This is a genomic window from Paenibacillus sp. FSL H7-0357, from assembly GCF_000758525.1.
Classification (GTDB): domain Bacteria; phylum Bacillota; class Bacilli; order Paenibacillales; family Paenibacillaceae; genus Paenibacillus_AQ.
On record NZ_CP009241.1, the window covers coordinates 4,671,355 to 4,697,117 of the forward strand.

26 protein-coding genes are annotated in these 25,763 nt (G+C 49.1%); 3 read left to right on the top strand and 23 right to left on the bottom strand.

From position 1 onward, the window contains the following. The first annotated feature begins 63 nt into the window (after positions 1-63). Entirely contained in the window at positions 64-933 is an 870-nt protein-coding gene (locus H70357_RS20270) for a LysR family transcriptional regulator (RefSeq protein ID WP_038593299.1), read from the top strand. 77 nt (positions 934-1,010) lie between these two features. On the opposite strand, the gene H70357_RS20275 is transcribed toward H70357_RS20270, so the two are convergent. The 3 genes from H70357_RS20275 to H70357_RS20285 form a co-directional block, all read right to left on the bottom strand. Next, positions 1,011-1,742, bottom strand: a complete 732-nt coding sequence (locus H70357_RS20275; protein ID WP_156130909.1) for an MOSC domain-containing protein — start codon at positions 1,740-1,742, stop codon at positions 1,011-1,013. A gap of 191 nt (positions 1,743-1,933) precedes the next feature. Next, positions 1,934-3,814 (bottom strand): molecular chaperone HtpG, encoded by a 1,881-nt coding sequence (gene htpG / locus H70357_RS20280; protein WP_038593302.1) that lies wholly within the window; start codon positions 3,812-3,814, stop codon positions 1,934-1,936. Positions 3,815-3,990: 176 nt separating this feature from the next. After that, positions 3,991-4,887, bottom strand: coding sequence for a LysR family transcriptional regulator (locus tag H70357_RS20285; protein ID WP_038593305.1), 897 nt, complete (start codon positions 4,885-4,887; stop codon positions 3,991-3,993). A 119-nt stretch (positions 4,888-5,006) separates the two neighbouring features. Here H70357_RS20285 and dapA point away from each other — a divergent pair, with 119 nt between their 5' ends. Further along, positions 5,007-5,882: a 4-hydroxy-tetrahydrodipicolinate synthase gene (gene dapA, locus H70357_RS20290; RefSeq protein WP_038593308.1), complete on the top strand. Its 876-nt coding sequence runs from the start codon at positions 5,007-5,009 to the stop codon at positions 5,880-5,882. Between the two features lie 111 nt (positions 5,883-5,993). Here dapA and H70357_RS20295 read toward each other — a convergent pair whose 3' ends face one another. The 3 genes from H70357_RS20295 to H70357_RS20305 all read right to left on the bottom strand — a co-directional run bounded on the left by H70357_RS20295 (position 5,994) and on the right by H70357_RS20305 (position 8,917). Next, positions 5,994-6,407, bottom strand: coding sequence for a VOC family protein (locus tag H70357_RS20295; RefSeq protein ID WP_038593311.1), 414 nt, complete (start codon positions 6,405-6,407; stop codon positions 5,994-5,996). Between the two features lie 48 nt (positions 6,408-6,455). Further along, positions 6,456-6,839: a nuclear transport factor 2 family protein gene (locus H70357_RS20300; protein WP_038593314.1), complete on the bottom strand. Its 384-nt coding sequence runs from the start codon at positions 6,837-6,839 to the stop codon at positions 6,456-6,458. A gap of 500 nt (positions 6,840-7,339) precedes the next feature. Continuing rightward, complete coding sequence (locus H70357_RS20305) at positions 7,340-8,917, bottom strand: DEAD/DEAH box helicase (protein ID WP_038593318.1); 1,578 nt, start codon at positions 8,915-8,917, stop codon at positions 7,340-7,342. Positions 8,918-9,204: 287 nt separating this feature from the next. On the opposite strand from H70357_RS20305, the gene H70357_RS35970 reads away from it, so the two are divergent. Further along, on the top strand, positions 9,205-9,369 hold the full coding sequence (locus H70357_RS35970) for a hypothetical protein (protein WP_156130910.1): 165 nt from the start codon (positions 9,205-9,207) through the stop codon (positions 9,367-9,369). Positions 9,370-9,528: 159 nt separating this feature from the next. Here H70357_RS35970 and pduL read toward each other — a convergent pair whose 3' ends face one another. The 17 genes from pduL to yfmF all read right to left on the bottom strand — a co-directional run bounded on the left by pduL (position 9,529) and on the right by yfmF (position 25,584). Continuing rightward, positions 9,529-10,101, bottom strand: coding sequence for a phosphate propanoyltransferase (gene pduL / locus H70357_RS20310; RefSeq protein ID WP_038593320.1), 573 nt, complete (start codon positions 10,099-10,101; stop codon positions 9,529-9,531). 164 nt (positions 10,102-10,265) lie between these two features. After that, positions 10,266-11,243 (bottom strand): dipeptidase, encoded by a 978-nt coding sequence (locus H70357_RS20315; protein ID WP_038593322.1) that lies wholly within the window; start codon positions 11,241-11,243, stop codon positions 10,266-10,268. Between the two features lie 164 nt (positions 11,244-11,407). Further along, entirely contained in the window at positions 11,408-11,668 is a 261-nt protein-coding gene (locus H70357_RS20320; RefSeq protein WP_019910496.1) for a stage V sporulation protein S, read from the bottom strand. A gap of 200 nt (positions 11,669-11,868) precedes the next feature. Next, complete coding sequence (locus H70357_RS20325; protein ID WP_038593324.1) at positions 11,869-12,663, bottom strand: TIGR00282 family metallophosphoesterase; 795 nt, start codon at positions 12,661-12,663, stop codon at positions 11,869-11,871. A gap of 125 nt (positions 12,664-12,788) precedes the next feature. Further along, entirely contained in the window at positions 12,789-14,330 is a 1,542-nt protein-coding gene (gene rny / locus H70357_RS20330; RefSeq protein WP_038593326.1) for a ribonuclease Y, read from the bottom strand. Positions 14,331-14,637: 307 nt separating this feature from the next. After that, positions 14,638-15,372: a regulatory protein RecX gene (locus H70357_RS20335; protein ID WP_038593328.1), complete on the bottom strand. Its 735-nt coding sequence runs from the start codon at positions 15,370-15,372 to the stop codon at positions 14,638-14,640. A 114-nt stretch (positions 15,373-15,486) separates the two neighbouring features. After that, positions 15,487-16,551: a recombinase RecA gene (recA, locus tag H70357_RS20340; protein ID WP_038593331.1), complete on the bottom strand. Its 1,065-nt coding sequence runs from the start codon at positions 16,549-16,551 to the stop codon at positions 15,487-15,489. Between the two features lie 297 nt (positions 16,552-16,848). Next, entirely contained in the window at positions 16,849-18,138 is a 1,290-nt protein-coding gene (locus H70357_RS20345) for a competence/damage-inducible protein A (RefSeq protein ID WP_038593334.1), read from the bottom strand. Between the two features lie 46 nt (positions 18,139-18,184). Beyond that, complete coding sequence (pgsA, locus tag H70357_RS20350) at positions 18,185-18,772, bottom strand: CDP-diacylglycerol--glycerol-3-phosphate 3-phosphatidyltransferase (protein WP_038593337.1); 588 nt, start codon at positions 18,770-18,772, stop codon at positions 18,185-18,187. Positions 18,773-18,921: 149 nt separating this feature from the next. Continuing rightward, on the bottom strand, positions 18,922-19,413 hold the full coding sequence (locus H70357_RS20355) for a YajQ family cyclic di-GMP-binding protein (RefSeq protein ID WP_038593340.1): 492 nt from the start codon (positions 19,411-19,413) through the stop codon (positions 18,922-18,924). A 208-nt stretch (positions 19,414-19,621) separates the two neighbouring features. Then, positions 19,622-19,783, bottom strand: a complete 162-nt coding sequence (locus H70357_RS36355) for a hypothetical protein (RefSeq protein WP_167347618.1) — start codon at positions 19,781-19,783, stop codon at positions 19,622-19,624. An 81-nt stretch (positions 19,784-19,864) separates the two neighbouring features. Beyond that, positions 19,865-20,845, bottom strand: a complete 981-nt coding sequence (locus H70357_RS20360; protein WP_038593343.1) for a helix-turn-helix domain-containing protein — start codon at positions 20,843-20,845, stop codon at positions 19,865-19,867. A 91-nt stretch (positions 20,846-20,936) separates the two neighbouring features. Further along, positions 20,937-21,704 (bottom strand): DUF3388 domain-containing protein, encoded by a 768-nt coding sequence (locus H70357_RS20365; RefSeq protein ID WP_038593346.1) that lies wholly within the window; start codon positions 21,702-21,704, stop codon positions 20,937-20,939. A 177-nt stretch (positions 21,705-21,881) separates the two neighbouring features. After that, positions 21,882-22,142 (bottom strand): DUF3243 domain-containing protein, encoded by a 261-nt coding sequence (locus H70357_RS20370; RefSeq protein ID WP_038593349.1) that lies wholly within the window; start codon positions 22,140-22,142, stop codon positions 21,882-21,884. 153 nt (positions 22,143-22,295) lie between these two features. Continuing rightward, positions 22,296-23,063 carry an elongation factor P 5-aminopentanone reductase gene (gene ymfI, locus H70357_RS20375; protein WP_038593352.1) on the bottom strand — a complete coding sequence of 256 codons (768 nt, stop codon included), beginning with the start codon at positions 23,061-23,063 and terminating at the stop codon, positions 22,296-22,298. Beyond that, positions 23,063-24,343, bottom strand: coding sequence for an EF-P 5-aminopentanol modification-associated protein YfmH (yfmH, locus tag H70357_RS20380; protein ID WP_038593355.1), 1,281 nt, complete (start codon positions 24,341-24,343; stop codon positions 23,063-23,065). Before yfmH ends, ymfI begins: the two co-directional genes overlap by 1 nt. Positions 24,344-24,345: 2 nt before the next feature. Next, positions 24,346-25,584 carry an EF-P 5-aminopentanol modification-associated protein YfmF gene (yfmF, locus tag H70357_RS20385; RefSeq protein ID WP_197073727.1) on the bottom strand — a complete coding sequence of 413 codons (1,239 nt, stop codon included), beginning with the start codon at positions 25,582-25,584 and terminating at the stop codon, positions 24,346-24,348. Between the last annotated feature and the right edge of the window lie 179 nt (positions 25,585-25,763).

Here is a 25,763-nt window from a genome sequence, read left to right on the forward strand (position 1 = left end):
AATAATATTGGTTTCGTATCAATGCCATACTTAATTCATATGCCAAATCCGGAGGTTTAACAAATGGATATCCGACAGCTCAAATACTTCTTGGCGATTGCCGAGGAAGGACAGATTACTTCCGCTGCACGGAAGCTGCAAATGGCCCAGCCACCGCTCAGTCAGCAGCTGAAGCTGCTGGAGGAGGAGCTTGGCGTAAAGTTGGTGGAGCGCGGACCGCGCAGCATACAGCTGACCGATGCCGGAGTAATTCTGCGGGGCCGGGCACAGCAGATTCTGGAGCTGGCCGATGCCACCACGCGTGAGATTAGTGATTTTGCAAGCGGGCTGCGGGGAACGCTCTCCATTGGGACGGTATCCTCCTCCGCGGCAACTCTGCTGCAGGATCGGCTCTTTGATTTTCACAAAATCTATTCCGGCGTCAAATTCGAAATTCACGAAGGCAACACCTATAAGGTGATTGATCTGCTCAGCAAAGGAATCATCGAGGTCGGCATTGTACGCACGCCTTTTAACAGCACAAGTCTCGAATGTGTATATGCCGGGGCTGAACCTATGATTGCCGTGATGACTCCTGATTATGACTGGACGGACGGAGAGTCCTCTATTGATATCGGGGAACTCAAGGACAGGCCGCTGATTATTTACCGCCGCTTCGAGCAGCTGATCCGTGAAACCTGCCTGGAGCACGGATTCAATCCGGATGTGTTCTGCATGAACGACGATGCCCGCACCACGCTGCTCTGGGCCAATGCCGGTCTCGGCATCGGCATTCTTCCGAAATCAGCCTTCGGCCTCATGAGAAACGACAAACTGCGTTATAAGGAAATCCGCGGTGAATCGCTCCGCACCCGGGTCGCCGCCGTATGGATGAAGGACAAATATTTGTCGTCACTGGCCGAGAAATTCATTGAATGCTTCAGAGCGGAGTAGGCATGGGTATGGATACACAAAATGAAAAAAGCGCTGAACCGGCATTATCCGGAACAGCGCTGGCATTTCGCTTAAGCTTATTGGCTTGCCGGCCTATCAGCCAGATGAACCTCATCTCCAACGCAGACGCGCCCGGTTTGGATAACGGAAGCATACACGCCGAAATGAAGCCCCAGCTCTTTGTTGACGATTTTCAGAAGCGAGGGGGCTTTCTCCGCAGTATCCGGGTCCATCGTCGTCATGACGCATCGCTCGCACAGCTCATTCACCTGCAGCTCCACCCCGCCAATCCGCAGCCTCCGCCCGGTCCAGTCTCCCTCAAACAGCGACTCATCACTTAATGCTATCACGAAATTCCCACGGAACCGGCGCTGATCGACCTCGCGTCCCCAGAGCGCCTCCAGTTTTCTCAGACTGCCATCGGTAACAAGCAGAATACTGGCCTCATCCACCGACAGCAAATGCGGATTCTCCGGGTGCGGTTGCTTCAGGCCGGACATGCTCACCGGGATTTTTGTCTGGCTTTGAATCTCTTCAAGCAGCTGCTCGTCCCAGCGAAAGGTCCGCCCGTCCGCTGCAGTGACAGCGACCTCCCCATCCCGGTAACGCGCCTGATAGGTAAGCATATTCGGTATATTGCGGGCCGTAACGAATCGCTTCCAGCCCTGTTTCCTTTCATCATAAAAAGAGCAAACCCGATCGCCTACGACGCCGTAGGATTCAATGTCGCAAGCCTCCAGCTGCTCTCCCGCGAACGATTTGACCGGATACCGGTTGATTTCACGGATCACACCAACAGTCAATGTCAAAGTCTGTTCCTCCATTTGTCCTAGAAATTACATAAGCTTATTGTACCCGATTTCGCCTTAAATTGTAGCTCTCTTGAAGCAGGCCTCAACAAAAAAAGGAAGCCTCATCTTTACGATGAGACGTCCTCTCTCTCTGGGTAGCCGTTGGGCGAAGCCTTCAGTGATGCTCCAGTTCGGCAAATGCCGCCATTCTATACCATGATTTTGCAAATATCGTTCGTGAACTGTACAGGATCATTAACCTGCAAGCCCTCGATCAGCAGCGCCTGATTGTAGAGCAGGTTCGTGTAAAGGCCCAGCTTCTCCTGATCCCCTTCGGCAGCAGCCTTCAAGGACTTGAAGACGTCGTGGTTAATATTGATTTCCAGTACCTTATCCGCCTGTACCTCTTGTCCGTTCGGCATCGCTTTGAGGATTTTTTCCATCTCGATGGTCAGCTCGCCTTCCGTGGACAGGCAGACCGGATGACTCTTAAGTCGTTTAGAGGCTTTGACTGCCTTCACTTTGCCCGACAGAATACCCTGCATCGCGTCGAACAGCCCTTTGTTCTCGTTTTCCTCTTCTTCCGAAGGCTTGTCAGCTGCATCTGCTTCAATCCCCAGATCACCGCTGGATACATTTTTGAATTCTTTTTCCTTATAGTTCATGATCATCTTGATCGCGAACTCATCGATATCATCGGTGAAATAGAGCATTTCATAACCCTTGTCCAATACCATTTCAGTCTGCGGCAGCTTCTCGATCCGCTCTACCGATTCCCCGGAAGCATAATAGATATACTTCTGGTCTTCCGGCATTCTTTCCACGTATTCAGCCAGCGTAACCAGCTTCTTCTCCTTGGAGGAGTGGAACATCAGCAGGTCCTGGAGGGTTTCTTTTTCCATGCCATAGTCATTGTAGACTCCGAATTTAAGCTGTCTGCCAAAAGACTTGTAGAATGTCTCGTATTTCTCTCTTTCATCCTTCAGCAGGCTCAGGAGCTGGCTCTTAATCTTGCTCTTGATGTTCTTGGCAATCAGGGTCAGCTGGCGGTCATGCTGCAGCAGCTCTCTGGAGATATTGAGCGACAGATCCTCGGAATCGACCATCCCTTTGACAAAGCTGAAGTAATCCGGCAGCAGATCCCCGCATTTGTTCATAATCAGCACGCCGTTGGAGTACAGTTCAAGACCTTTTTCATACTCCTTGGTGTAATAATCAAACGGTGTATTTTCCGGAATGAACAGGATCGCATTATAGACTACAGCACCATCGGCACTGATATGGATATGCTTCAGCGGTTTATCGAAGCCGTAGCGTTTTTCGGCATAGAAGTTGTCATAGTCCTCTGTGGTCAGCTCGTTTTTGTTCTTGCGCCAGATCGGCACCATGCTGTTCACAGTCTGCTCTTCTTTGGTTTCCTCGAACTCGCCTTCGCTGCCTTCCTTAGGCTGACTGCCGGTAATATCCATCTTGATCGGGAAACGGATAAAGTCAGAATATTTCTTGATGATGGATTTCAGGCGGTAATCTTCCAGGAACTCATCGTAGTTGTCTTCTTCACTGTTCTCTTTAATCTTCAAAATAATCTCGGTGCCGACAGCATCCTTCTCGAACGGTTCGATCGTATATCCATCCGCGCCCTGGGACTCCCATTTGTACGCCTGGTCGCTGCCCAGCGCCTTGCTGATTACAGTAACATCGTCCGCTACCATAAATGCAGAGTAGAACCCGACACCGAACTGGCCGATAATATTGTGGCCGTCCTTCGACTCATTGTCCTTTTTGAATGCAAAAGAGCCGCTGTTCGCGATAATCCCCAGATTGTTCTCCAATTCTTCCTGCGTCATCCCGATCCCTGTATCAGAGATGGTCAACGTGCGGCTGACCTTGTCGGCAGTCACTTTAATGAAATAATCCTCTTTATTGAACACCAGCGCATCATCTGCCAGCGCTTTGTAATAGATTTTATCAATGGCATCGCTTGCGTTGGAGATCAGCTCCCGCAGGAAAATTTCCCGCTGTGTATAAATGGAGTTAATCATCATCTCTAGTAGTCTCTTCGATTCGGCTTTAAACTCTTTTTTGGCCATGAATAAAATAATCTCCTTTCAAAAATAACTCTTCTGTTTGCTCTCTGGAAATTAGCACTCCACTCGAATGAGTGCTAACACTTCCTTTTATATACCATATTCTCGTTTTTGATGTCAATATCTTGCTGCATACTAGCCTGTTAAAAAGTCACTTTTCTATCGTTCCTCCGAGCATTTCACAGCGCCACCGTCTTCGTCTTTGCATCTGCCAGCAGCATCTGAATCAGCGATTGCAGCGGCAGTGATTTCCACTTCTTGGGATGCAGCAGCAGCTGCAGATCGAAATGAATTTCCGGATGGGCAAAAGACAGCTCCGCCAGGTTCCCCCGCTCGATCTCCTCCTCGGCGACGATTCTTGGCAGCAAGGCAATGCCCAGCCCGTTGCGCACGCAACGCTTGATCGCCTCCAGATTCGACAGCTCAAAGCCGATGCGGAAAACAATCCCATGCTCCCGCAGCAGATTCTCGAACAGGCTGCGGTAAATACAGCTCTCCTCGGAAACGATCAGCTCACAATTGTTCAGATCCTGCAGTGTCACGTCCGCAAGTTGGGCCAGCGGATGGGTGGCAGGTGCAACCAACACCAGCGGTTCATCTCTGATGATCGTCCGCTCAAGCACGGAGTCGGTGGCATTCCGGTCCAGCATTAAGCCGATATCCACTTCACCGTCCCGGATCTTCGCCACCAGATTGGCTTCCTGCTCGGTCTGCAGATGAATGTTCAGTCCCGGAAAAGTCGTGCGCAGCTGCTGCAGGAACGGCGGCAAATAAAACGCAGCCAAGGAATCAATGGTCCCGATCGTCAGCGTCCCGCCGATTTGTTGAGCGATCGTCTCCTTGGAGCGGTCATACAAATCCAGAATCTCCACGAACAGCTTCAACAGCTCTTCTCCAGGTGGAGTCAGGCGCAGCGCACGTCCATGCCGCTCTATCAGTGGAACCCCGTATTCCTTCTCTATCTTCTGAATTTGCATCGTCACACTGGACTGCGCATAGCCCAGCTCTTCAGCCGCGCGGGTAAAGCTCTGCCGTTTCGCGACTTCGCGGAAGGTCCGCATATATGTTAAATCCATAACCTCACCCTAACATCAATATTATTGATAACCCACATCATTTATTATAGCTAACGCCGATGGAATATTCCATGCTACAGTAAGATAAAAGGATTTCAACATTTTGGAGGACGATATTCATGTTAACAGAAGAACAGATTTATGGAATCTATGTTCCCGTGGTAACCCCGTTCAATGCAGCTGGCGAGATTGATCTGGAATCATATCAGCGTTATGTGAACAACATCATCAAGAACAATATTCATGGTCTGGTCGTCAATGGAACCACTGGAGAATCGCCGACAGTCAACATACAGGAATTACAGACTCTCGTGGATGCATCACGGGAATTATTGAAATCGAGCCCGGTCCCGCTGGTGGTCGGTACAGGCACTAACGATACGGCCTCCACTATAGCCCGCACTGAGTTGGCTGCCAATTCAGGTGCTGATGCTGTGCTCGTGGTCGTCCCTTATTACAGCCGCCCTTCCCAGCAAGGCATTATTGAGCATTTCCGCAAAGCCGCCGAAGTGGGCATTCCGGTCATCGCCTATGATATCCCGGGCCGCGCCGGAGTCGGCATGTCGGTCGATACCGCACGCACCATCCTTGAGATGAATAACGTAGTAGGTTTAAAAGACTGCTCCGGCTCTCCGCTGCTTGTCTCCGAGCTGTCCCGGCTGGGATCGAAGCCGGTGCTGTGCGGCGACGACCTGCAGTTCCTGCATATGCTGGGCTGCGGAGCCGCCGGGGGCATGCTGGCCTCGGCCAACGTGCATACCGCGAAGTTCCTCGGTATCTACGAGCAGTTCAAAGCCGGGCAGACCGCTGAAGCTACAGCAGCGTTCGACCAGTTGCTGCCGCTGATGAAGCTGCTCTTCAAGGAGTCCAACCCGGCTCCGATCAAATGGCTGCTTAGCGCCTACGGAGAGATTTCCTCTGATACGCTCCGCTTACCGATGACCTCGATCAGCTCTGAGCTGCGTGAAGAACTTGGGGCTTATCTGGCCGGATAACACCTGAATCCATAACCGGTTATTTACACATAACAACAACCGCTACGGTACAGTCACAGACTGTCCAAGGCGGTTGTTGTTATGACTACCATTTTCAGCGTAGTCTAGGTATTATTGATTGTCCGCTGCCACCGGATTAACCGCAAAAATAGAATGAATGTTGCCTTCCGGATCTGCGAAGAAACCCGTGGTATGCCCCCAAGACATCGACTTCGGTGCAGTGATCCCTGCAGCTCCTTTTGAAATAAGCTCCTCATACATCGTGCGGACAGCCTCCGGTGAATCACATTCGAAGTTAAGCTCGAAGGCTTGCCCTTTACGCTCTTCTATAAAGGAATAATGACCGTTTGTGTTATCCGCCATCAATGGTGTTGAACAAATCGCAAGGCGAATGCCGCCATTCACAAATTCAGCATAATGGTTTTCTTCAACAACGGTCTTAAATCCGAGTACATCACGATAAAAGCTAGTCAATCTAGGAACATCATGCGCCAAAACTGTAATTCCTTCTAATTTCAATCTCATACTCCCAATTCCACCTCTTCTGAGATATGCAACTGTTTTATAATGCTTTTAACCATAATCTTCAATCAATGCTATTTTTCCATTTTTAATTTCAAATACCGACTTCCCTTTTAGTTGAAGTGTATCTCCAGTCTTTAATCCATTAGGTAAATCAACAGCCAGTATTGCTTCATAATCAATTTGTATTTCTACTCTGTCATCTACAGCGCTGTAATGGGTAATGGTCTGACGACGATTAGAGAAAACCTGTAAAGACTTTTCTGCCAATTCTTTAAACTCTTGAATTCCCCTGGTCTCTGTCGTGATTCCACCATTGGAAAAATCTTTAAACAATATATCAGAATCTAAAAGTCTAACCATGCCCTCGACATCAAACGCATTGTAGGCCTCAACATAATTATCAATGATTGCTTGGTTTTCTCCACTAATCATAGTCATACTCCTCTCTTAGATTGTACTCTATCCATATTCTTCAGGATGGATAGTTTTACCTTTATTTGCTGTCTCGTGAAGCTTCTGAATCGGATAGCAAGCTGCCTTTACTCGTCGATACCAATAAAAAAGCGGAAGTCATGGCGAAATAAAGCCCTAGACTACCGCTTTTTTGTGTAACTGACGAGACTCGCAAGCTTAACAACAAATTTACTCAGCTTCACTTAGAACCATCTTTAAAATGAAAATGTTCATGGTGGATCCCGTCCATACCAACCAATTTACCACTCTTTTTATGATAGTATGCGAAGCTATAATTTATCGGCATTCGAAGTAATTGATAATTATCAACGACGAAAATTCCCCAGACAAATTCATCTATCACATACCTCACCTCTCTTACTGCAGTTTAGCCTACAGCTTCGGAAAACAGAACTCATAACGCACAAAAAACAGCCTCCCGCTCAGGGAAGGCTGCAGTCTAATCTATAAGCATCCGTTTATTGCGATCTGCCCGCTTTGGCTGCAGGTCTGCCGCCTGGGCGGCTGCTGTGGTTGTTACCGGGTCTGCCGCCTTGGCTGCCGGCAGGTCTGCTGTTCTGTCCGGTACCAGCCCGTTCGCCAGGTCTGCCGCTATAGCCGCCTGGGCGGCTGCTAGCACTTGCTCCGCTGCCGTTTCCTCCGCTTGCTCTGCCGCTAGAACCAGCTCCACCGGCCGAAGCGCTCCCGGGTCTTGCACCCGCTCCTGCTTGATGAGCCGATTCCCCGTTCAGTCTGCTGCCCTGGCCGCTGTTCTTGCTTCCGCCGGAAGTGCTGCCTGAACGGTTGCCCTGTGTGAACCATTCCGACTTTGGCTTGCGCGCCGGATTGGTCTTCGCCTTGGCTGCCGGCTTCGCCGGAGCTTTTGCCGGGCGTTCATTCAGCAGAGCCTGTGCGCTCTTAGACATCGGATACGCATGGTCCTTAACTTCAGGTATCGTCTTGCCGATCAGCTTCTGAATATCCTTGAGGTACGGGATCTCTTCGGCCTCACAAAGAGAAATGGCGATTCCGCTCATACCGGCACGGCCTGTACGGCCGATACGGTGGACATAAGTTTCCGGAATATTCGGCAGGTTGAAGTTGATGACATGCGACAGCTCGTCAATATCAATTCCCCGGGCGGCAATGTCTGTAGCAACAAGCACGCGGGTAGCTCCGCTTTTGAAGTTACGCAGCGCATTTTGCCGGTCATTCTGGGATTTGTTGCCGTGAATCGCTTGAGCAGTAATATTAATCCGCGTCAAATCACGGGTAACCCGGTCAGCACCACGTTTGGTGCGGGTAAAGACTAGTGCCGAGACAATCGATTTGTCCTGAAGAAGGCGGTTTAATTGATTCTGCTTGTTGCCGTTCTCCAGCAGATAGATCGACTGCTCGATTCTGTCCACGGTGGAGGAAACTGGTGTAATCTCGATTTTCACCGGGTTCACCAGTAGTGTTTTAATCAAATTCGAAATTTCTGTCGGCATCGTAGCCGAGAAGAATAATGTTTGTTTTTTGCTTGGCATTTTGGCGATAATCCGCTTCACGTCATGAATGAAGCCCATGTCCAGCATGCGGTCCGCTTCATCCAGTACAAGAATCTGCACATACTGCAGGTCAACATGCTTCTGGGTAATCAGGTCGATGAGCCGGCCTGGCGTGGCAATCAGGATATCCGCACCCTGGCTTAATGCCCGCTCCTGAGCTTTTTGCGATACACCGCCAACAATAGCTGTTGAACGGATACTGGTGAATTTGCTGTAAGCCTGGATATTTTCCGAGATTTGCAGTGCAAGCTCTCTTGTCGGTGTGAGAATCAGCGAACGAATCCGGCGTCTGCCGCCGGTTGCAGAAGGCTGCTGGCTTAGCAGCTGAATAATCGGCAAGGAAAAAGCGGCTGTTTTGCCTGTTCCGGTCTGTGCGCAGCCGAGAACGTCTCTGCCGGCCAAAGCCGCGGGAATGGACTCCTCCTGAATGGGGGTGGGTGATGTATAATTTTCTTGGCTTAACGCCTTGAGGATCGCTGGGATCAAATTCAAATCATTAAAAGTCATGTTGTCTCCTTAATTTTAAATACATATATTATCAATCAGGTAACTGCTGTACCTTGTTTGCAGCGTCTCCACATAGCGCTCATCAAAGTCATAACACATAATGATAACACAAATTGAACAATAAGAGAAACATCAGCAGAAATTTTTTGTTAGTCCTAGTGTACCACCATCCATTCCTTTCACGCCTTTTATTCCATCAGCAAAGCAGGGTTGTTCAGATTTGGTTTAGATTGCTGGTGTACAGTAATCATGCAAATCACAAATGACGCAAAGGAGCGCTTTGAATTATGGGTAAAAAAAGAACAGCAAATCCATCATTATGCACATTCCCCAACTGTTCAGCGAGACATTATGCAAAGGGCTATTGCAAGAAGCACTATAGCAATGAATGGTATAAAAACCGCGCCGCCGCCAAACTCAGCCAGACTTTGCTCGAAGAACGCACTCCGTAGGAACCATCGTAAACACTGTAGTTATAACAAAATAACCACTTTCTCATCTCACTTACCCACTACCCTCAACTCCAAGTATCATCCTAAACGCATAAAATAACAGAACATAAAAAAGCGGAGGATCGCTCCTCCGCGTCTTGACCTGCTTATAAATAAATACTAATCTACAATTTCAGCTGTGTCGCCGTTGTTGGCACCTGCAGCATTGGCTTCGTCGGTGTCGATATGCATATCAAGCGCAAAATTGTCCGATACGCGGGCAAGAACATTTTCCAGTACCAAGCCGCGTTCGCCGCCCAGACGTACTTTTAGAAGCTGCTTGTCGGCGATGCCCCAAGCTTCTGCTTCAGAAGTGTGGAAGTGAATGTGACGTGCAGCAATAATTACGCCAGTCTCCAGTTCTACTTCACCGGCTGGTCCCTTAAGGGTAATGCCCGGTGTGCCTTCGATATGTCCGGATTCACGGACAGGTGCTTTCACGCCGAGGCTGAAAGAATCTGTGCGGGAAATCTCCAGCTGTGATGCCGGACGGACAGGTCCTAGAATTCTTACTTTGTCGAATTTACCTTTGGTGCCGATTACTGCTACTTGCTCGTTAGCTGCGAATTGTCCGGTTTGGGAGAGCGGTTTGAACTCAGTCAGTTGATAACCTGCGCCAAACAACGCTTCCACATGCTCTTGCGTAAGGTGAATATGTCTAGCCGACACACCTACGGGTACAGTCTTGCTCATTGTAAAGTCACTCCTTGTATTTTCTCTAGTATCTGTACAAGCCACTGAACATTATACCTCTTATTACCCAAAAATAAAAAGACCCTCTGCACAATGAGAGTCCTTTTTTCGACATTTTGAGCTTTCGAAGCTGGATTGTCACGATTTTGTCATGATCTGTTACTTTATGGTATTTTATGGTCATTTAATTTTGACGGCAAATGCAGGCTTAAAAAACTCCAAGCATTTTCGTACAGCCACCCCTTCACTTGATCCTCCGGATAGTAGCGGAGCAGCAGCTCAGCAAACTCGGCGTATTTTCCAGGATGCTCCAGTCCATCTACCCAGGCATCAATCCCGTCAAAATCGGAACCAAACATCAGCTGCCTTGTGCCCCCCAGGCTGCAGACATGATCGATATGCCTTAGAAGATCATCCGCTTTGGCGTCGCCTCCATTTTTAACAAACCAAGGAACAAAGGTAAGTCCCATCCGGCCGTCCATGGCAATCAACGCTTTGATCTGTTCATCGCTCAGATTACGCGGATGGCCGCACACAGCTGCGACGTTGGAGTGGGAGGCAATAAACGGACGCTTGCTCCGCTCAGCCAACTCCCAGAAGCCTGCTGGGGCCAAATGAGACACATCCAGCAGCATACCGCTACTGTTACACCACTCGATCAGCTCCCGGCCTTTTTCGGTAAATCCTCCATTCCGCTGTTCGAGTACACCATCTGCAGCCCAGTTCGCATAGTTCCAGGTGACTCCAAGGAAGCGCACCCCGAGATCGAAACACAACTGAGCATAGAATAGATTCCCCTCCAGACCGTCTACGCCTTCCAGAGACAGCAGCCCCCATCTGGGGGGCACTCTAACCAGTTCCACTGCTTCCTCCTTCCAGCGCAGCCACTGAAGGCCTCCTGAGCCTAGTACTTTGCCCTGGAATAGTTCAATTTGTCCCAGCACACTTTCAAAACTAGGTCTTCCCCTAACCGTAGACAGATAAATCGCAAAAACTTGCAGGCCGACGCCACCCGCTGCAAGCCGTTCTGCAGTTACATCAAGCCGGCTGTCCTTGTCGAAATTTAGATGGGGGGAAGCCTGCAGTTTGCTCAGAACATCACAATGGAAATCCGCCACCCGTAGTTGCTCCGCTCTTCCCATGAGATCGCCCTCACTTTCTTACTTGTCATCCAGTTTCCGCGCACATCGCATCCAGCGCTCCTGCTTATAGTTTATGCAGAGGATGACCCGCTCTTCACCTGAACAGCAAAAAACCTGTTTACATAGGTAAACAGGTTCATCCCGTAAGTTCTAACATCCATTAATTATCTAGGCTCTACAATGAGTTTAATCGCCGTCCGATCCTCTCCATCAATCACTATGTCAGTAAAGGCTGGAATGCAGATCAAGTCGACACCGCTTGGCGCGACAAATCCCCGGGCGATGGCAACTGCTTTGACTGCTTGGTTCAGTGCTCCTGCTCCAATAGCTTGTAGCTCGGCCGATCCACGTTCACGAAGAACACCCGCTAGTGCGCCGGCAACGGAATTCGGATTGGATTTAGCTGATACTTTTAATACATCCATAGTAAGTACCTCCCCTGGGAAAATGATGGTGTTCTTCCACTACTGTAGATGTTATTCGCGAGAGAAGAAATAATTCCTTCTTTTTGCGGACTACTCCGGAGAAAATGGTACAAAAGTTACTCTTTTTCGATATAAAAAATATCACACTTTACCCCAAATCAGCGATTATTCCCGAAAAGCCTAATTCCTTGGTGCCCTCATTAACTCATTACCCATTCATCTTCACGCAGCCGAATCTTCTCCAGACGTGTTGCCTTGCCCGTAGCCTCGTCAATCTCTGCGAATAAACCGTGCAACTGCCATTTACCTTCGTCAACCACAAATCTGGCCGGAAGCTGGGTAGTGAACTTATAGAGGACCGCATCCTTTTCCATACCCAAAATTCCTTCTCTTGAACCAACCATGCCGGCATCCGTCAGATAAGCAGTGCCTCCCGGCAGGATAACATCGTCATTGCTCTGCACATGTGTATGGGTTCCTACAACAATGGAAGCATGCCCGTCCATAAAATAGCCCATAGCGATCTTCTCGGAAGTAGCCTCGGCGTGGAAATCCACCAGAATACACTTGTGATTCCGGCGCAGCTCGTCCACAATCTCTTCGCCCACCCGAAACGGATCATCAATTGCCGGCAAAAAGGTCCGTCCTTGCAGATTGACAATCGCCAGCTCTTTGCCATTGCCTTTAATAATCGTATATCCTCTGCCAGGTGTTCCTGCAGGGAAATTAGCCGGGCGGATGATCCGGGGCTCGTCGTCGATAAATTCGAAGATGTCCTTGTTATCCCATGTATGATTGCCCATTGTAATGCCATGAACGCCCCAGTTGAAAAATTCATTGGCAATAGCGGAAGTAATACCTCTTCCCGCTGCGGCATTTTCTCCGTTCGCAATGATTATATGCGGTTGGTATTTGTTCTTCAGCGAAGGCAGCATTTCACGCAGCGCTTTTCTGCCAGTATTGCCTACAATATCACCTATAAATAAAACTTTAATGTTGTTCTCCTCCTAAAAGTTTAGTGGGTTAACCCGTGCTGAATGTTCTTCGTACACATCCGGCTTCGAAAGCATATATTCTGTATGAAAGAAAAAAGGCCCCGCAGGGGGGCCGATTTCCTTGCTTATTTAGCGTATTCAACAGCCCGTGTCTCGCGGATTACGGTAACCTTGATATGACCCGGATAATCCAGTTCACTCTCGATCATCTTCGTAATGTCGCGGGCCAGACGGAATGCTTCCGCATCGTCGATCTTCTCAGGCTGCACCATCACCCGAACCTCGCGGCCCGCTTGAATGGCGTAGGACTTCTCGACACCGTCGAAGCTTTCGGAGATTTCCTCCAGCTTTTCCAGACGTTTGATATACGTTTCCAGTGTCTCACGGCGTGCGCCAGGGCGTGCAGCCGACAAGGCGTCAGCAGCTCCAACCAGCATGGCAATAACCGAAGTAGCTTCGCAGTCACCGTGATGGGACGCGATACTATTGATAACAACCGGATGCTCCTTGTATTTCTTCGCCAGTTCGACGCCAATCTCGACGTGCGAACCTTCCACTTCATGATCCAGCGCTTTGCCGATATCATGCAGCAGACCGGCACGTTTAGCAAGCACGATGTCTTCCCCAAGCTCACCGGCCATAAGTCCAGTCAAATAAGCAACCTCCATGGAGTGCTTGAGTACATTTTGACCGTAGCTCGTACGGAATTTCAGACGGCCCAGAATTTTGATCAGATCCGGATGCAATCCGTGAACGCCAACCTCGAAGGTAGCCTGTTCACCGTATTCGCGAATCCGCTCATCCACTTCTTTGCGGGATTTCTCCACCATCTCTTCAATCCGTGCCGGATGGATACGTCCATCAGCAACCAGCTTCTCAAGTGCCGTACGGGCCACTTCGCGGCGAATCGGATCAAAGCCCGACAAAATAACGGCTTCCGGCGTATCATCAATAATGAGATCAATACCAGTAAGAGTTTCCAGTGCACGGATGTTGCGGCCTTCACGGCCGATAATCCGGCCCTTCATTTCTTCATTCGGCAATGTAACTACTGACACGGTTGTTTCCGCCACATGATCAGCTGCGCAGCGCTGAATAGCCAGTGTAATGATTTCGCGGGCTTTCTTGTCCGCTTCCTCTTTGGCCTGCTGTTCAATTTCCTTAATCATCTGTGCGGTCTCGTGGCGAACTTCCTGTTCTACATTGCTAAGAATGATACTTCTGGCATCATCGATGCTCAAATTGGAAATACGTTCCAGTTCAGTGACCTGGTTCTTGTAAATTACATCAATTTGCTGTTGTGTTTCGTCAATTCGTTTCTCTTTGTTAGCTACTTGTTCTTCTTTTCGTTCAAGCGATTCCATTTTTTTATCCAGTGATTCTTCCTTTTGCAGCAAACGTCTCTCTTGCCGTTGGATTTCATTCCGACGTTCACGAGTTTCTTTCTCAGCTTCAGTACGGATTCTGTGGACTTCGTCCTTAGCTTCGAGTACCGTTTCCTTCTTCAGCGCCTCCGCCTCTTTCTTCGCGTTCTCCACGATGACTACGGCTTCTTTCTCAGCGCTTGAAATCTTAGCTTCTGCAAGGGATTTACGAATAAAATAACCGAATCCAAAGAATAATGCAGCTACAACGAGAACGATTATGACCCAGATTGCAGTTACCATCTGTTCACCTCCTCGTTGGTTCCTCCAAGGGAAATGCCTTGGGAATTGTGCAGTTGTTAAACTATCCGTTCATCACCATACAAAAAACCGGTAATACACCGATTGCCATACTGCACATGCTGCACATGCACACTGCCCGCCTTATCCGGCGATTACATTTCATATGAGTTGTACGCGAACCGGTTCATAAGAGTCTACTTTTTGGGAAGGAAAAAGGATTCTTAGTTTATGCCGATTCATGTTATATTTTATTATTTATAAAAAGACCTTGTCAAGAGAGTCGATAACCGCATTTAAGTCAAGAGAATCAGTCAGGGAAGTAAATCTCCTCTTCTTCACCCTCAAAATCCTCTTCCTGGCGTAAAACATTCAGTACCTGCCGTACCATTTCACCGGAATATCCGCGCCGCATGAGGAAGGCTCCGGTCTTTCTGCGCTTGTCATTAACGTCTCCGCGAATCAGATTCCATTTCTTGCGCCCTGTCTGCAGAGCACTCTCCAGTTCCTGTTCCGGAGAGATATTCTCCAGCGCTTCCGAGATCAGCGACTTGTCGATTCCTTTCTCCCGCAGCTCCTGACGGATCCATAGCTTGCCCTTACGCTGATTTGCAATGCGTTGTTCCGCCCACTGCTTGGCATACAAGGGATCATCAAGGAAACGCTCCTGCTGTAACCGCAGCAGCACCTCGGCAATAATAGTCTCTCCTATTTCTTTCTCGCGTAAACGACGGGCCATTTCCTGAGACGTCCGAGGCTTGCGTTCCAAATACCGCAGCCCCTCTACATAAGCACGCTGCCGTTCATCCGCAACAACAATTTCCACCAGATCTTCCTTCATGAACGAACTGCCGGTAATCATCCGATATTTAATCATGACATCTTCATGAACAGTCATGTTATATGCGCCGAAATGAATAATGTAACGGTGATCGGACTTCTTTTGCCGCTCTACCCGTGTGATGACAAGCAGCTCGCCTTCAGGGAAATTGTCCAGCGGTTGTTCTTCCTGTTCTTCCGGTTCAGGGTTCAATTGTATTACCATGGCTGTCTGTCACCTCATAGCTATTGATTCTTATACTCTTCTGATCTTATGAAAAAGCGCCCTGTTAAGATCATTCACAGGGCGCCTATTACCTTATATAATATTCACTTCAATTTATTCGATTTCGAGCAGCAAGTTTTCTTCTTCCTCTTGCTCTGCAGCAATCTCGGTTTCACTCGGAGCCGCTACAATCGTCGACAAATTGCTGGCTTCACGAATCTTATTCTCAATCACCAGAGCAATGTCCTGATGCTCTTTCAGAAACTGCTTGGAATTCTCACGACCTTGGCCCAAACGTTCACCCTCGTAGGAATACCAGGCACCGCTCTTGTTAACGATATCCATTTCCGTACCGATATCAACAAGGCTTCCCTCTCTGGAGATACCCTCACCGTACATGATATCAACGTCTGCCTGCTTGAACGGAGGTGCAACCTTGTTCTTCACGACTTTGATCTTCGTACGGTTACCGACAACATCATTTCCCATCTTGATGCTCTCTACGCGGCGCACATCAAGCCGAACGGAAGAGTAGAATTTCAATGCCCGGCCGCCTGGAGTTGTTTCCGGGTTACCGAACATAACGCCGATTTTCTCACGCAGCTGATTAATGAAGATGGCAATCGTATTAGACTTGTTGATCGCTCCGGACAGCTTACGTAAAGCTTGGGACATCAGACGTGCCTGCAAACCAACGTGCGAATCTCCCATATCGCCTTCAATTTCCGCTTTCGGTACCAATGCCGCTACGGAGTCCACGACAATAATGTCTACTGCGCCACTGCGGACGAGCGCTTCGGCGATTTCCAGTGCCTGTTCGCCTGTATCCGGCTGGGAGAGCAGCAGCTCATCAATGTTTACGCCGAGAGCATTAGCATACTTAGGGTCAAGCGCATGCTCTGCATCGATGAAAGCAGCTTGTCCACCAAGCTTCTGCACTTCTGCAATCGCATGTAGAGCAACAGTCGTCTTACCGGAAGATTCCGGTCCGTATACTTCAATAATGCGTCCTTTAGGAAGTCCGCCAATACCTAATGCAATATCAAGTGCCAAGGAGCCGCTAGGTACGACTTCGACTTTCATATGCGAGGATTCTCCCAGTTTCATGATCGAACCTTTACCGAATTGTTTTTCTATTTGACGAAGCGCCATATCAAGCGCTGCACGACGATCTGACAATCAGACCACTTCCTTCACTGTTTATAGTAATATAATAACGTGTTTTGGAGGTCTTGCCAAGCTTTTTTTCGAACATACATTCGTTTTTTTTGTCTTCCGGGAGAATACTCCCTTTTATTGTAAGCCTCCTTCCGGATGTTGAATTCAATACAAATCCTTCAGTCACCGGAAATCAACGGCCTATGCTCGCAGGAGCTCCGCTGTAGTCCGCGGCGCCGCATAAAACAAAAAACCGCAGCAGAGAGTTCTCAGTGCTACGGTTCTTCCGTATATACAATTATATACCGTCTTAGCAGGTTATTGCAAGGCTGATCCATCCAGCGGAGTAGCCACCTTGCGCTCCTCCAGCCTGCGCCAGAGACGGTATAATAGCGCTTTGACTGAACGCAGCCGTATGTTCTCACGCGTCCCTTTGAGATTGAGCTCATACACCTCAGTCTTTTGCCCCCGTTCCGCTAAGCCGACATAGACAAGCCCTACCGGCTTGCGTTCGGAATAGCCGGGGCCGGCAACGCCTGTAACCGATAACCCGAAATCACTGTCCCCTATCATTCTTACCTGTTCCGCCAGCACCTCAGCAACTTCGCGGCTGACCGCTCCGGCAGCATCAGGACCCTCGAGAAGAGCAGCAGGCACATTCAGCAGCTTCTTCTTCAGCTCATTGGAATAGCAAACTATACCTCCATTGAACATGGATGCGCTGCCTGGAATATTCGTGATGCTCTCCATCAGCAAACCGCCTGTACAGCTCTCTGCGGCGCTTAAGGTCAGTCCGGCATCTGCCATCCAATCGACAATAAGCTGTTCCAGCGGCACATCTATATTGGCATACATATGCTCCGGCAGAATATCCTTGATTGTTTTCTCCAGCACGTCCAGCTTCTCCATGGCACTGTGTTCAGAAGTCGCTTTGGTAGAGATGCGGACCGTCACTTCCCCTTCCTTGGCATAAGGAGCGATAGTTGGATCAGTCTGACTCCGGATCAGATCGATCAATTTGTCCTCCAGCAGCGACTCGCCGATGCCGGCAAATTTGAGCATTTTGGAGTAAATCGGCATTTCGTCTGTCAGCGCGTGCTGCAGCAGCCATGGCTTAGCCTTGTCCGTAAACATCGGCTTCATCTCGCGCGGCGGGCCTGGAAGCACGATATAATACTTCTCTTCATGGGCGAATGCGATGCCGACAGCAAGGCCGATTTCATTGGAAAGCGGCGTAGTTCCTTCAATAATAAGTGCCTGCTTACGGTTGTTCTCTGTCATCACAATCTTTCGGTCATCAAAAAAACGCTGTACATGATCCATCGCAAGCTGGTCGATATGAAGCGAACGGCCCAGCGTTAACGCCAGTGCGTCTTTGGTCAGGTCATCTTCGGTCGGACCGATTCCACCAGTGAACAAAATGACATCCGCACGGCTCTTTGCAATCTCTATTGCTTCCTGAATACGGCCGCTGTTATCTCCGACCACAGTTTGAAAATAAACATCAATTCCCATCGCGGCCAGCTCTACAGATAAGAACTGGGCATTGCTGTTCACGATTTGTCCAAGTAAAAGCTCCGTTCCGACGGCAATAATTTCCGCTTTCATAGCTGGCTTTCTCCTCCTGGTTGTAGAGTGGATGCGTTGTTAAGTTCTAAGCATCATGAAGCTGCAGCAAATCCTTGTTCTTCACGAAATAATCAATCCCCGAGTAAATAGTGATGAGCGCAGCAGCCCAAATGGCAATATCATCAAGAGGAATACTGACGAACTGGAAGGGAAAGTTGTTGAGCAGCAGAAGTGAAATGGCGACAATCTGCACGACTGTCTTTATCTTGCCCCATTTGCTGGCGGCAACCACTTTGCCTTCGAGCAGCGCTACCTGGCGCAGCCCGGTTACGGCAAACTCACGGCTGATAATCACAATGGCGATCCATGAATCGCATCTTCCCAGCTCAACCAGAGAAATCAGCACCGCAGAAACCAGCAGCTTGTCCGCCAGCGGGTCAAGCAGCTTGCCGAGGTTAGTGACCATGTTATATTTCCGGGCTATATAGCCGTCTATACCGTCCGTGCTGGCCGCGAGCAGAAAGATTACAGCCGCGATCAGATGATTAATTGAAAGCTGGAACGAGCCCCAATGTAAAGGCTCCGGATAAAATCTGAAATCCACCAGCAAAAAAAACATCATAATCGGGATAAGGCAAATGCGGGCTAGCGTGATGCGGTTGGGCAAATTCACTGAAGTTCCTCCCCTGATCGTTACGAATCCAAAATTCCACTATTTTCTTCAAAACTGCTTAAGCAAGTATATTATAGCCATATGTACGTGTCAAAAAAACAGAAAGCACCCCGCAAAAATGGTGCGTAAGCACTGCGGGGCACAAAAGCTTACTTTAAATTGTTAAACTGCAAATCCAGCGGCAAATCGGCTTTGCGCAAAATCTGAATAATTTGCTGCAAATCATCGCGGCTTTTGCCGGTAACGCGGATTTGATCTCCCTGAATCTGACTCTTCACCTTCAGCTTGGAATCCCGGATCAGAATATTGATTTTCTTAGCGTTTTCCTGATCGATTCCCTGCTTGAGGCCAAGACGCTGGCGCACTGTCCCAAGGGAAGCCGGTTCGACTTTTCCGAAATCCAGATTCTTGAGGGTAATCCCACGTTTGACCATCTTGGATTGCAAAATATCAATGACTGCCCCCAGCTTATACTCGTCCTCTGAGGCGATCATAAGCGCATCCTTTTCCAGCTTCAGGCTGCTTTTGCTGTTCTTGAAGTCAAACCGGTTATCAATCTCCTTCTCGGTCTGGTGAACAGCATTGGTCAATTCCTGCATATCCATTTTGGATACAATGTCAAATGAACTTTCCGAACTCATGAATCCACGTCCTTTGCTAACAATTATTCTGCTCCTATTATATGAGAAAGGGCTTCTTAAGTCTAATTATGGCAAGAATAAGGCACCCGCACCCCCCGCATGCAAAACAGCCCCACAGATGTGGAGCCAAGTGCAAGCCTTTGATAATCAAAGGCTAAAAACACGCCCCCGGCAATAACCGCAACCGGGAGACGTTCATACAGCGGCTTTATCTGCTACGAGCGGGAGCCCGAAACATATCCAGAATCCCCAGCACAATATGTGCCAGTCCAAAGCCAAGAATTCCATAGCCCCAGGCGCTCGGTGTCAAGTAATAACCGAGGAGACTGACGATAATGCCCAGCCCTGTTACAATCCAGCTAACGGTCATGAGAGTACACCTCACTTTGGCGTAAGAACTGTAAATCACTCTTAGATTCTCCAAAATGCCAAAGTCTATACGTGGATACCTTTATTGACCTGAAGTGCTATTCTGGCTAGTAGCGCTGTCCTGCGACTCATCTGTGTTTCCGGATTCACTGTCGGCTGAAGTGCCCTCATCCAGTTCAAGCAGAATGCGGGAGGAGGTTTTGCCGTCAGTGATCACTTGTCCGTTAACAGTAATATTTGTAGCTGGCGAGTAACCGGATTTAATATAGATCCCTTCACTGCCGAGTGTAAAGCTCTTATTCTCGCCGGCCGCAGTGTTGCCAAAGCTGAGCTTCTCACCTTTGGAATTTTCACCCTTGTAAACTTCAAGCCAGCTTACACCGGTTGCCGCAATCTCAACCTGCACAGCGCTTCCGGAAGGAGCAGAAACTTTGTAAATCGTCGTTTTGCCCGATTTACGGTCCTGTGTGACCGTAACCGCCTGAGAGCTTGGTGAAGGAACCGGTGTAGCCGTCGGAGCCACAGTAGCCGTTGCAGTCGCTTCAGGGCTGCCTGCTGATTCCGAAGGAGACACCACTCCGCCCCCGACCGCTGTCGGGGAAGGCTGATTTTTAGAAGGATCCTTTTGTTCGTTGGTCAAATTCTCGGGAGCAGCATTTTCAGGATCAGCTTTGTTCATATTCGAAGATGCGTACAAATAAATTACTACAATAATCAATATTGGGAAGGTCCACATCAGGACTGTCGGAAGCCACTTCGCATTCCGTTCCGTTTCAGGTCTGCGGCTGCGCTTCTGAATCACGGTCTCCATCGTTGTTGTTTCTACCGGGGCAGCCGGGACATTGCCATGCTCCTCCATGAGCTCGTCCGGGTTCACACCCACTGCCTCAGCATAGGTTTTGATAAACGCCCGAACATAGAAGCTCCCGGGAAGCACTTTATAGTCACCCGCCTCGATGGCTTCTAAATATTTTTTTCGAATCTTTGTTACTTCCTGGACATCGTCAAGACTCATCCCTTTTTGCAGACGAGCCTCCTTCAAATGCCGGCCCAGTTCCGACATGCCATCACCTCCTAAAAGTTTTGTCAGCATTTGCTTTCTTGAAGAGCATCGTACAAAACCCGCTTCGAAAGCATCCGCTTTGTTTTATATTCTAAAGATCATCACTGTAGCTTGTCGTAAACGACTCGTACAATATCTCTTCGTTCGGCATATTGCGCAGCTCAATAATGATATCAAAATCATCAAAGGTATACTCGGATTCCCGCACAAAAATATCCGGATGCTCAATTACTTTTGTGCTGGGCATACTCATCACATTCTGAAGCAGATTGTAATGCTTCTCATTGGAGCGGATCGTGCTTACAATCCCGTCAATAATAAAGACATTATGAGGGTTCATCTCATCCTCAGCCAGCTGGCTGCGGACCGTTTGCCGCAAAAGCGTCGAAGAAACAAATGTCCAGCGCTTCATGGCGCAGACACTACCGGCGATAATAGACTCCGTCTTGCCGACGCGGGGCATTCCCCGTAGTCCTATAACCTGATTCCCTTCCCTTTTAAACAGTTCACCGAGGAAATCCACGAGCAGTCCCAGCTCATCCCGCGTAAAACGGAACGTCTTGCGGTCATCCGAATCGCGGTCAATATATCGTCCATGCCGGACAGCCAGCTTATCCACAAGCCGTGGAGAACGCAGCGCCGTAACCGTAATATTATCTACTTTTTTGAGCATTTCACCCATCAGCATAATCTTCTCATCATCGTTTGTTTCCAGGAGCATTCCGCGCGTCTTGCCTTCCACACCGTTGATGGTCAGGATGTTGACTTCAAGCATTCCGAGCATAGAAGCGATATCTCCAAGCAGACCAGGTCTGTTCTTATGTATCTTGTACTCCATATACCATTGTTTATATTCCACTTGTTACACCTCATAGATTCCTTTTCCCTGCACTTTGCCATACATTAAAAAAACCTGCTTCGGCAAGCGTTCTGAAACACGGGTCATGTTAATGATATATAAAATGAAATTGAAAGGCAAGGACACTACTGTAATAATTGCAGAAAAGCTCCCGCGAGGGGAGCTTGTTCCGCATGCCTATGCGTTTTTCTTCGCCAGCTTGACCATGAGGGAAGCAATGGTATGCTTCTCATCGTCCGTACCGACATCCCACAGCTCTTTGATTGCCCGGTTGGAATAGTTTCCCGGATCGACTTTCTTATCAAGGAATTCCCCGATTTCGAAAGCCAGCTTGGAAATGGTTTCTTCGCTCATCCCCATTTTTTCAGCCTGAATGACCCGTTCACCCAAAAAGCTTTTCCAGCTATCAAAGTTTTTCACTACGGTTTCTGTTGACATCTTAAATCCTCCTTCATGTTTACGGTCCGCCCGCCTTGTTCAGGTGACAGCCGCCTTACGTGAGATTTAAAAGCAACAGTTATAATATGTCTCGGACGGTACGTTCTTATGCTGGAGCATTTCTCCAAGCCTCCACGCCAGTAACAGGAACCATCAGGTGATCCATCCGCCGTTCGGACTGATCACCTGGCCGGTAATGTACCCGGATTCAGGCAAGGCGAGAAAATAAACAAGCGAGGCGATTTCATGAGGGGAAGCCAGTCGTCCCGCAGGAATCTCTTCCTCAAGCATCCGCATCTCATCCTCCTGCAGATTGGCCAGCATGGCCGTATGGACAGCACCGGGAGCCACGGCATTCACCGTGACTCCTGAGGGTGCCAGCTCTTTGGATAATGCCTTAGTAAAGGCATTCACCCCACCCTTGCTGGCGGAGTAGGCAACCTCGCAGGAAGCGCCTGAGATGCCCCAAACGGAGGAGACATTAATAATCCGCCCATACCGCTGGCTGACCATATAAGGCATAAAAATCTGGCTGCACAAAAAAGTGCCTTTCAGATTCACCGCCATAATATCGTCCCACTCTTCCTCCGTCACATCGGCCAGCATGCCATAATGCGCTTTTCCGGCGTTATTGACCAGAATATCCGGCTGCATCCCGCTGCTTTCCAGCTTTTCTGCCATGCGGACAAGCTGGCTGCGGTCCTTCATATCAGCGGTCACCGTCAACACCTTGGACCCCAGCGCCATACAGCGCCGGGCCACATCATTGGCCGCTTCGTGCGAGTTCATGTAATGAATAACAATGTTCATCCCCACGGAAGCAAAACGTTCGGCGATAGCCCCGCCAATTCCCCCGCTGCCTCCAGTGACAAGCACGGTCATTTCTCCTATTGGCTTGCTGCCCTCTCCCGATAACGCCATTAAGGACTCACCACAAGCGACACAGCGAGTTGTTCCCAGTCCACATGATCACGCAGGCGGGCATTGACTTCATCCAGCGTAATGGATTCATAAAGCGGCAGCACTTCAAACAAATCGCCACCTCTGAACTGGTAGCGTGTGAATTCGTGAGCAATGCTCTCCGGCGAGTTCAGCATGCGCAGATAGCCGCCGATTTTCTTTTTGCGCGCCCGCTCGAAATCCTTCTCGGCAAAGCCGGTCTTCAGAATAACACTGATTTCTTCCTTCAGCCTGCTGATGAGCAGATCCGGGTCCTTCGTATCTCCGCCAATCGCCGAGAACGCGTACTGCGGTGAGCTGTTGAATTCATGTCCGAAGCTGTCGGAGATCAGTTCCTCGTCATAGAGCTTCTGGTACAGCGTCGTACTGCTGCCCAGCAGCAGATCCAACATTAGCTTAGTGGTGAGATCACGGCGGACTGCCGCTTCACCGGTGAGGCCTTCTACCTTCTCTTTAAAGCCAAAGAGACATTTCGGCATAGATACGGCGAGACGGCTTTCCTTGTGTTTCTCTGCAACGTGAACGGGCTCCTCTTCAAAAATACGCGTGATTTCACCCTGCTTCTCGTATGATTTGCCGGCCTGGTTGCTGCGGATCAGCTCGAATACCTTCTCCGGTTCTACGCCGCCGACTACAAACAGCAGCATATTACTGGGATGATAAAAGGAATTGTAGCAGGTGTACAGTGTTTCTTTGGTAATAGTGGCAATTGATTCGATCGTTCCGGCGATATCGATATGTACCGGATGTTTGGCATACATGGCCTCAATCAAACCGAAATAGACGCGCCAATCCGGATTATCCGCGTACATATTGATTTCCTGGCCGATAATTCCTTTTTCCTTTTCGACATTCTCGTCGGTGAAATAAGGCCGCTGTACAAAATCAACGAGGGTACTGAGATTGGTCTCAATATTTTCTGTGGCCGAAAAAAGATACACTGTCTGGTCAAAGCTCGTGAAAGCATTCGCCGACGCACCGTTAGAAGCAAAGGTGGCAAAAATGTCGCCTTCCGGCTCTTCGAACATTTTATGCTCCAGGAAGTGGGCAATACCGTCAGGGACAGTGGTTTCCTCACCGCCGGCAACTTTGAAGTGATTGTCCACAGAGCCATATTTAGTGGCAAAGGTGGCATAGGTTTTCTGGAAAGCGGGCTTAGGCAGCACATATACCTGCAGACCGTTATCCATAACCTCGTGATACAGTGTTTCTTGAAGTCTTTCGTAATGGATCTGTTTCACCGCTATTCCTCCTTCCCTGTCAGGAAATAAATCGTATCCAGCTGGAACGTGTCGGCAGCCGCCTTCACATCTTCCACTCCGGTGCCATCGACTTGAGCCAGCAGCTCCAGTGCAGAACGGTCTTTTCCGGACAACTGACGGTTGAAATCAAACGAGATCAGTTCAAACGCCGAATCTTGAATTTCGGAAAGCAGATTGCGGATCATTGCCTTGGTCTGATTCAGCTCCAGGTCACTGATATTGCCGGCCTTCAATTCTTCCAGCTGTTTGCGGATAATATCGACGGCTTTGCCGTAATTTTGGGTTTCGATCCCCGATTGAATGGTTCCAATGCCTTTATGCCCGTCATAGCGGGAGGAAGCATAATAGGCAAGGCTCTCCTTCTCACGAACGTTGACGAACAGCTTTGAGTGAGGATAGCCGCCCAATATCCCGTTATACATCAGCGCGGAGGCGTATTTGTCATCCTTGTAAGTAATGGAAGTGCGCAGCCCCATGTTAAGCTTACCCTGATTGACATCCAGCTTCTCTTCCACAGTCCGGACCTCTGTAACGGCTACCGGTGTAAAATTGGAGGAATACGCTACGTTCTCCTTGTGGCCACGGCCAAAATGGCGAACGACCAGCTTTTCAACTTCTTCAGGTGTAGTGTCACCAACAACGTAAAGATCGAGGATCGCTCCGTTCAACCAGGAATTGTAGGATTCGTACAGGTTTTCTGGAGTAATGCTGTCAAGGTCGGCTCTTTGGCCAAGCGGATGCAGACGGTAAGGCTCCTGACGGCACATTTCTTCGATACAGCGTTCGGCCGCATAGCGGATCTTATCGTTAACAATCGCTTCCAGCTTTTTGCGTACCGTCTCACGTTCTGTTGCGACATACGAAGCACGGAAGCTTCCGTCTTCCAGCAAAGGCCGGGTCAGTACTTCGCCAAGGAAAGCAAAAGACTCCCCGAGAAGGCTCTCTTTGCTCTGCACAAAGGAGTCGTTGATCGTATCCATCCGGAACTGGACAATCTGATAATCGCCTCTTTTGTAGATATCAAAACCAAATCCGGCACCATAAAGTTCCTCCAGACGTTCACGGAACTGGGTTGTTTCCGGATAGTTGGCTGTACCTCTGCGAAGCACAAAAGGAACCAGCGCTGTTGAAGTGACCGTACTTTCGTCCAGCGGAACCCCTGCATAAAGTGAAATGGCGAAGGTCTTGAACGCCTTGGTCGGCAATACATGAATACGCATGCCTGCGGCGTTGCCATGTTGAAATCCATTATTTGTCAAGTCCAAAACTCCTTTACGGCGTGGATAGATGCTCTACAACAAGTTTATGAAGTATTATCCATTCTAAACCATTCCAAAGTAAGGAAGCAACCGGAAGAAAGCTTACCGGTTGCTCTGGGTCGGTTTTATACAGGGGGTTA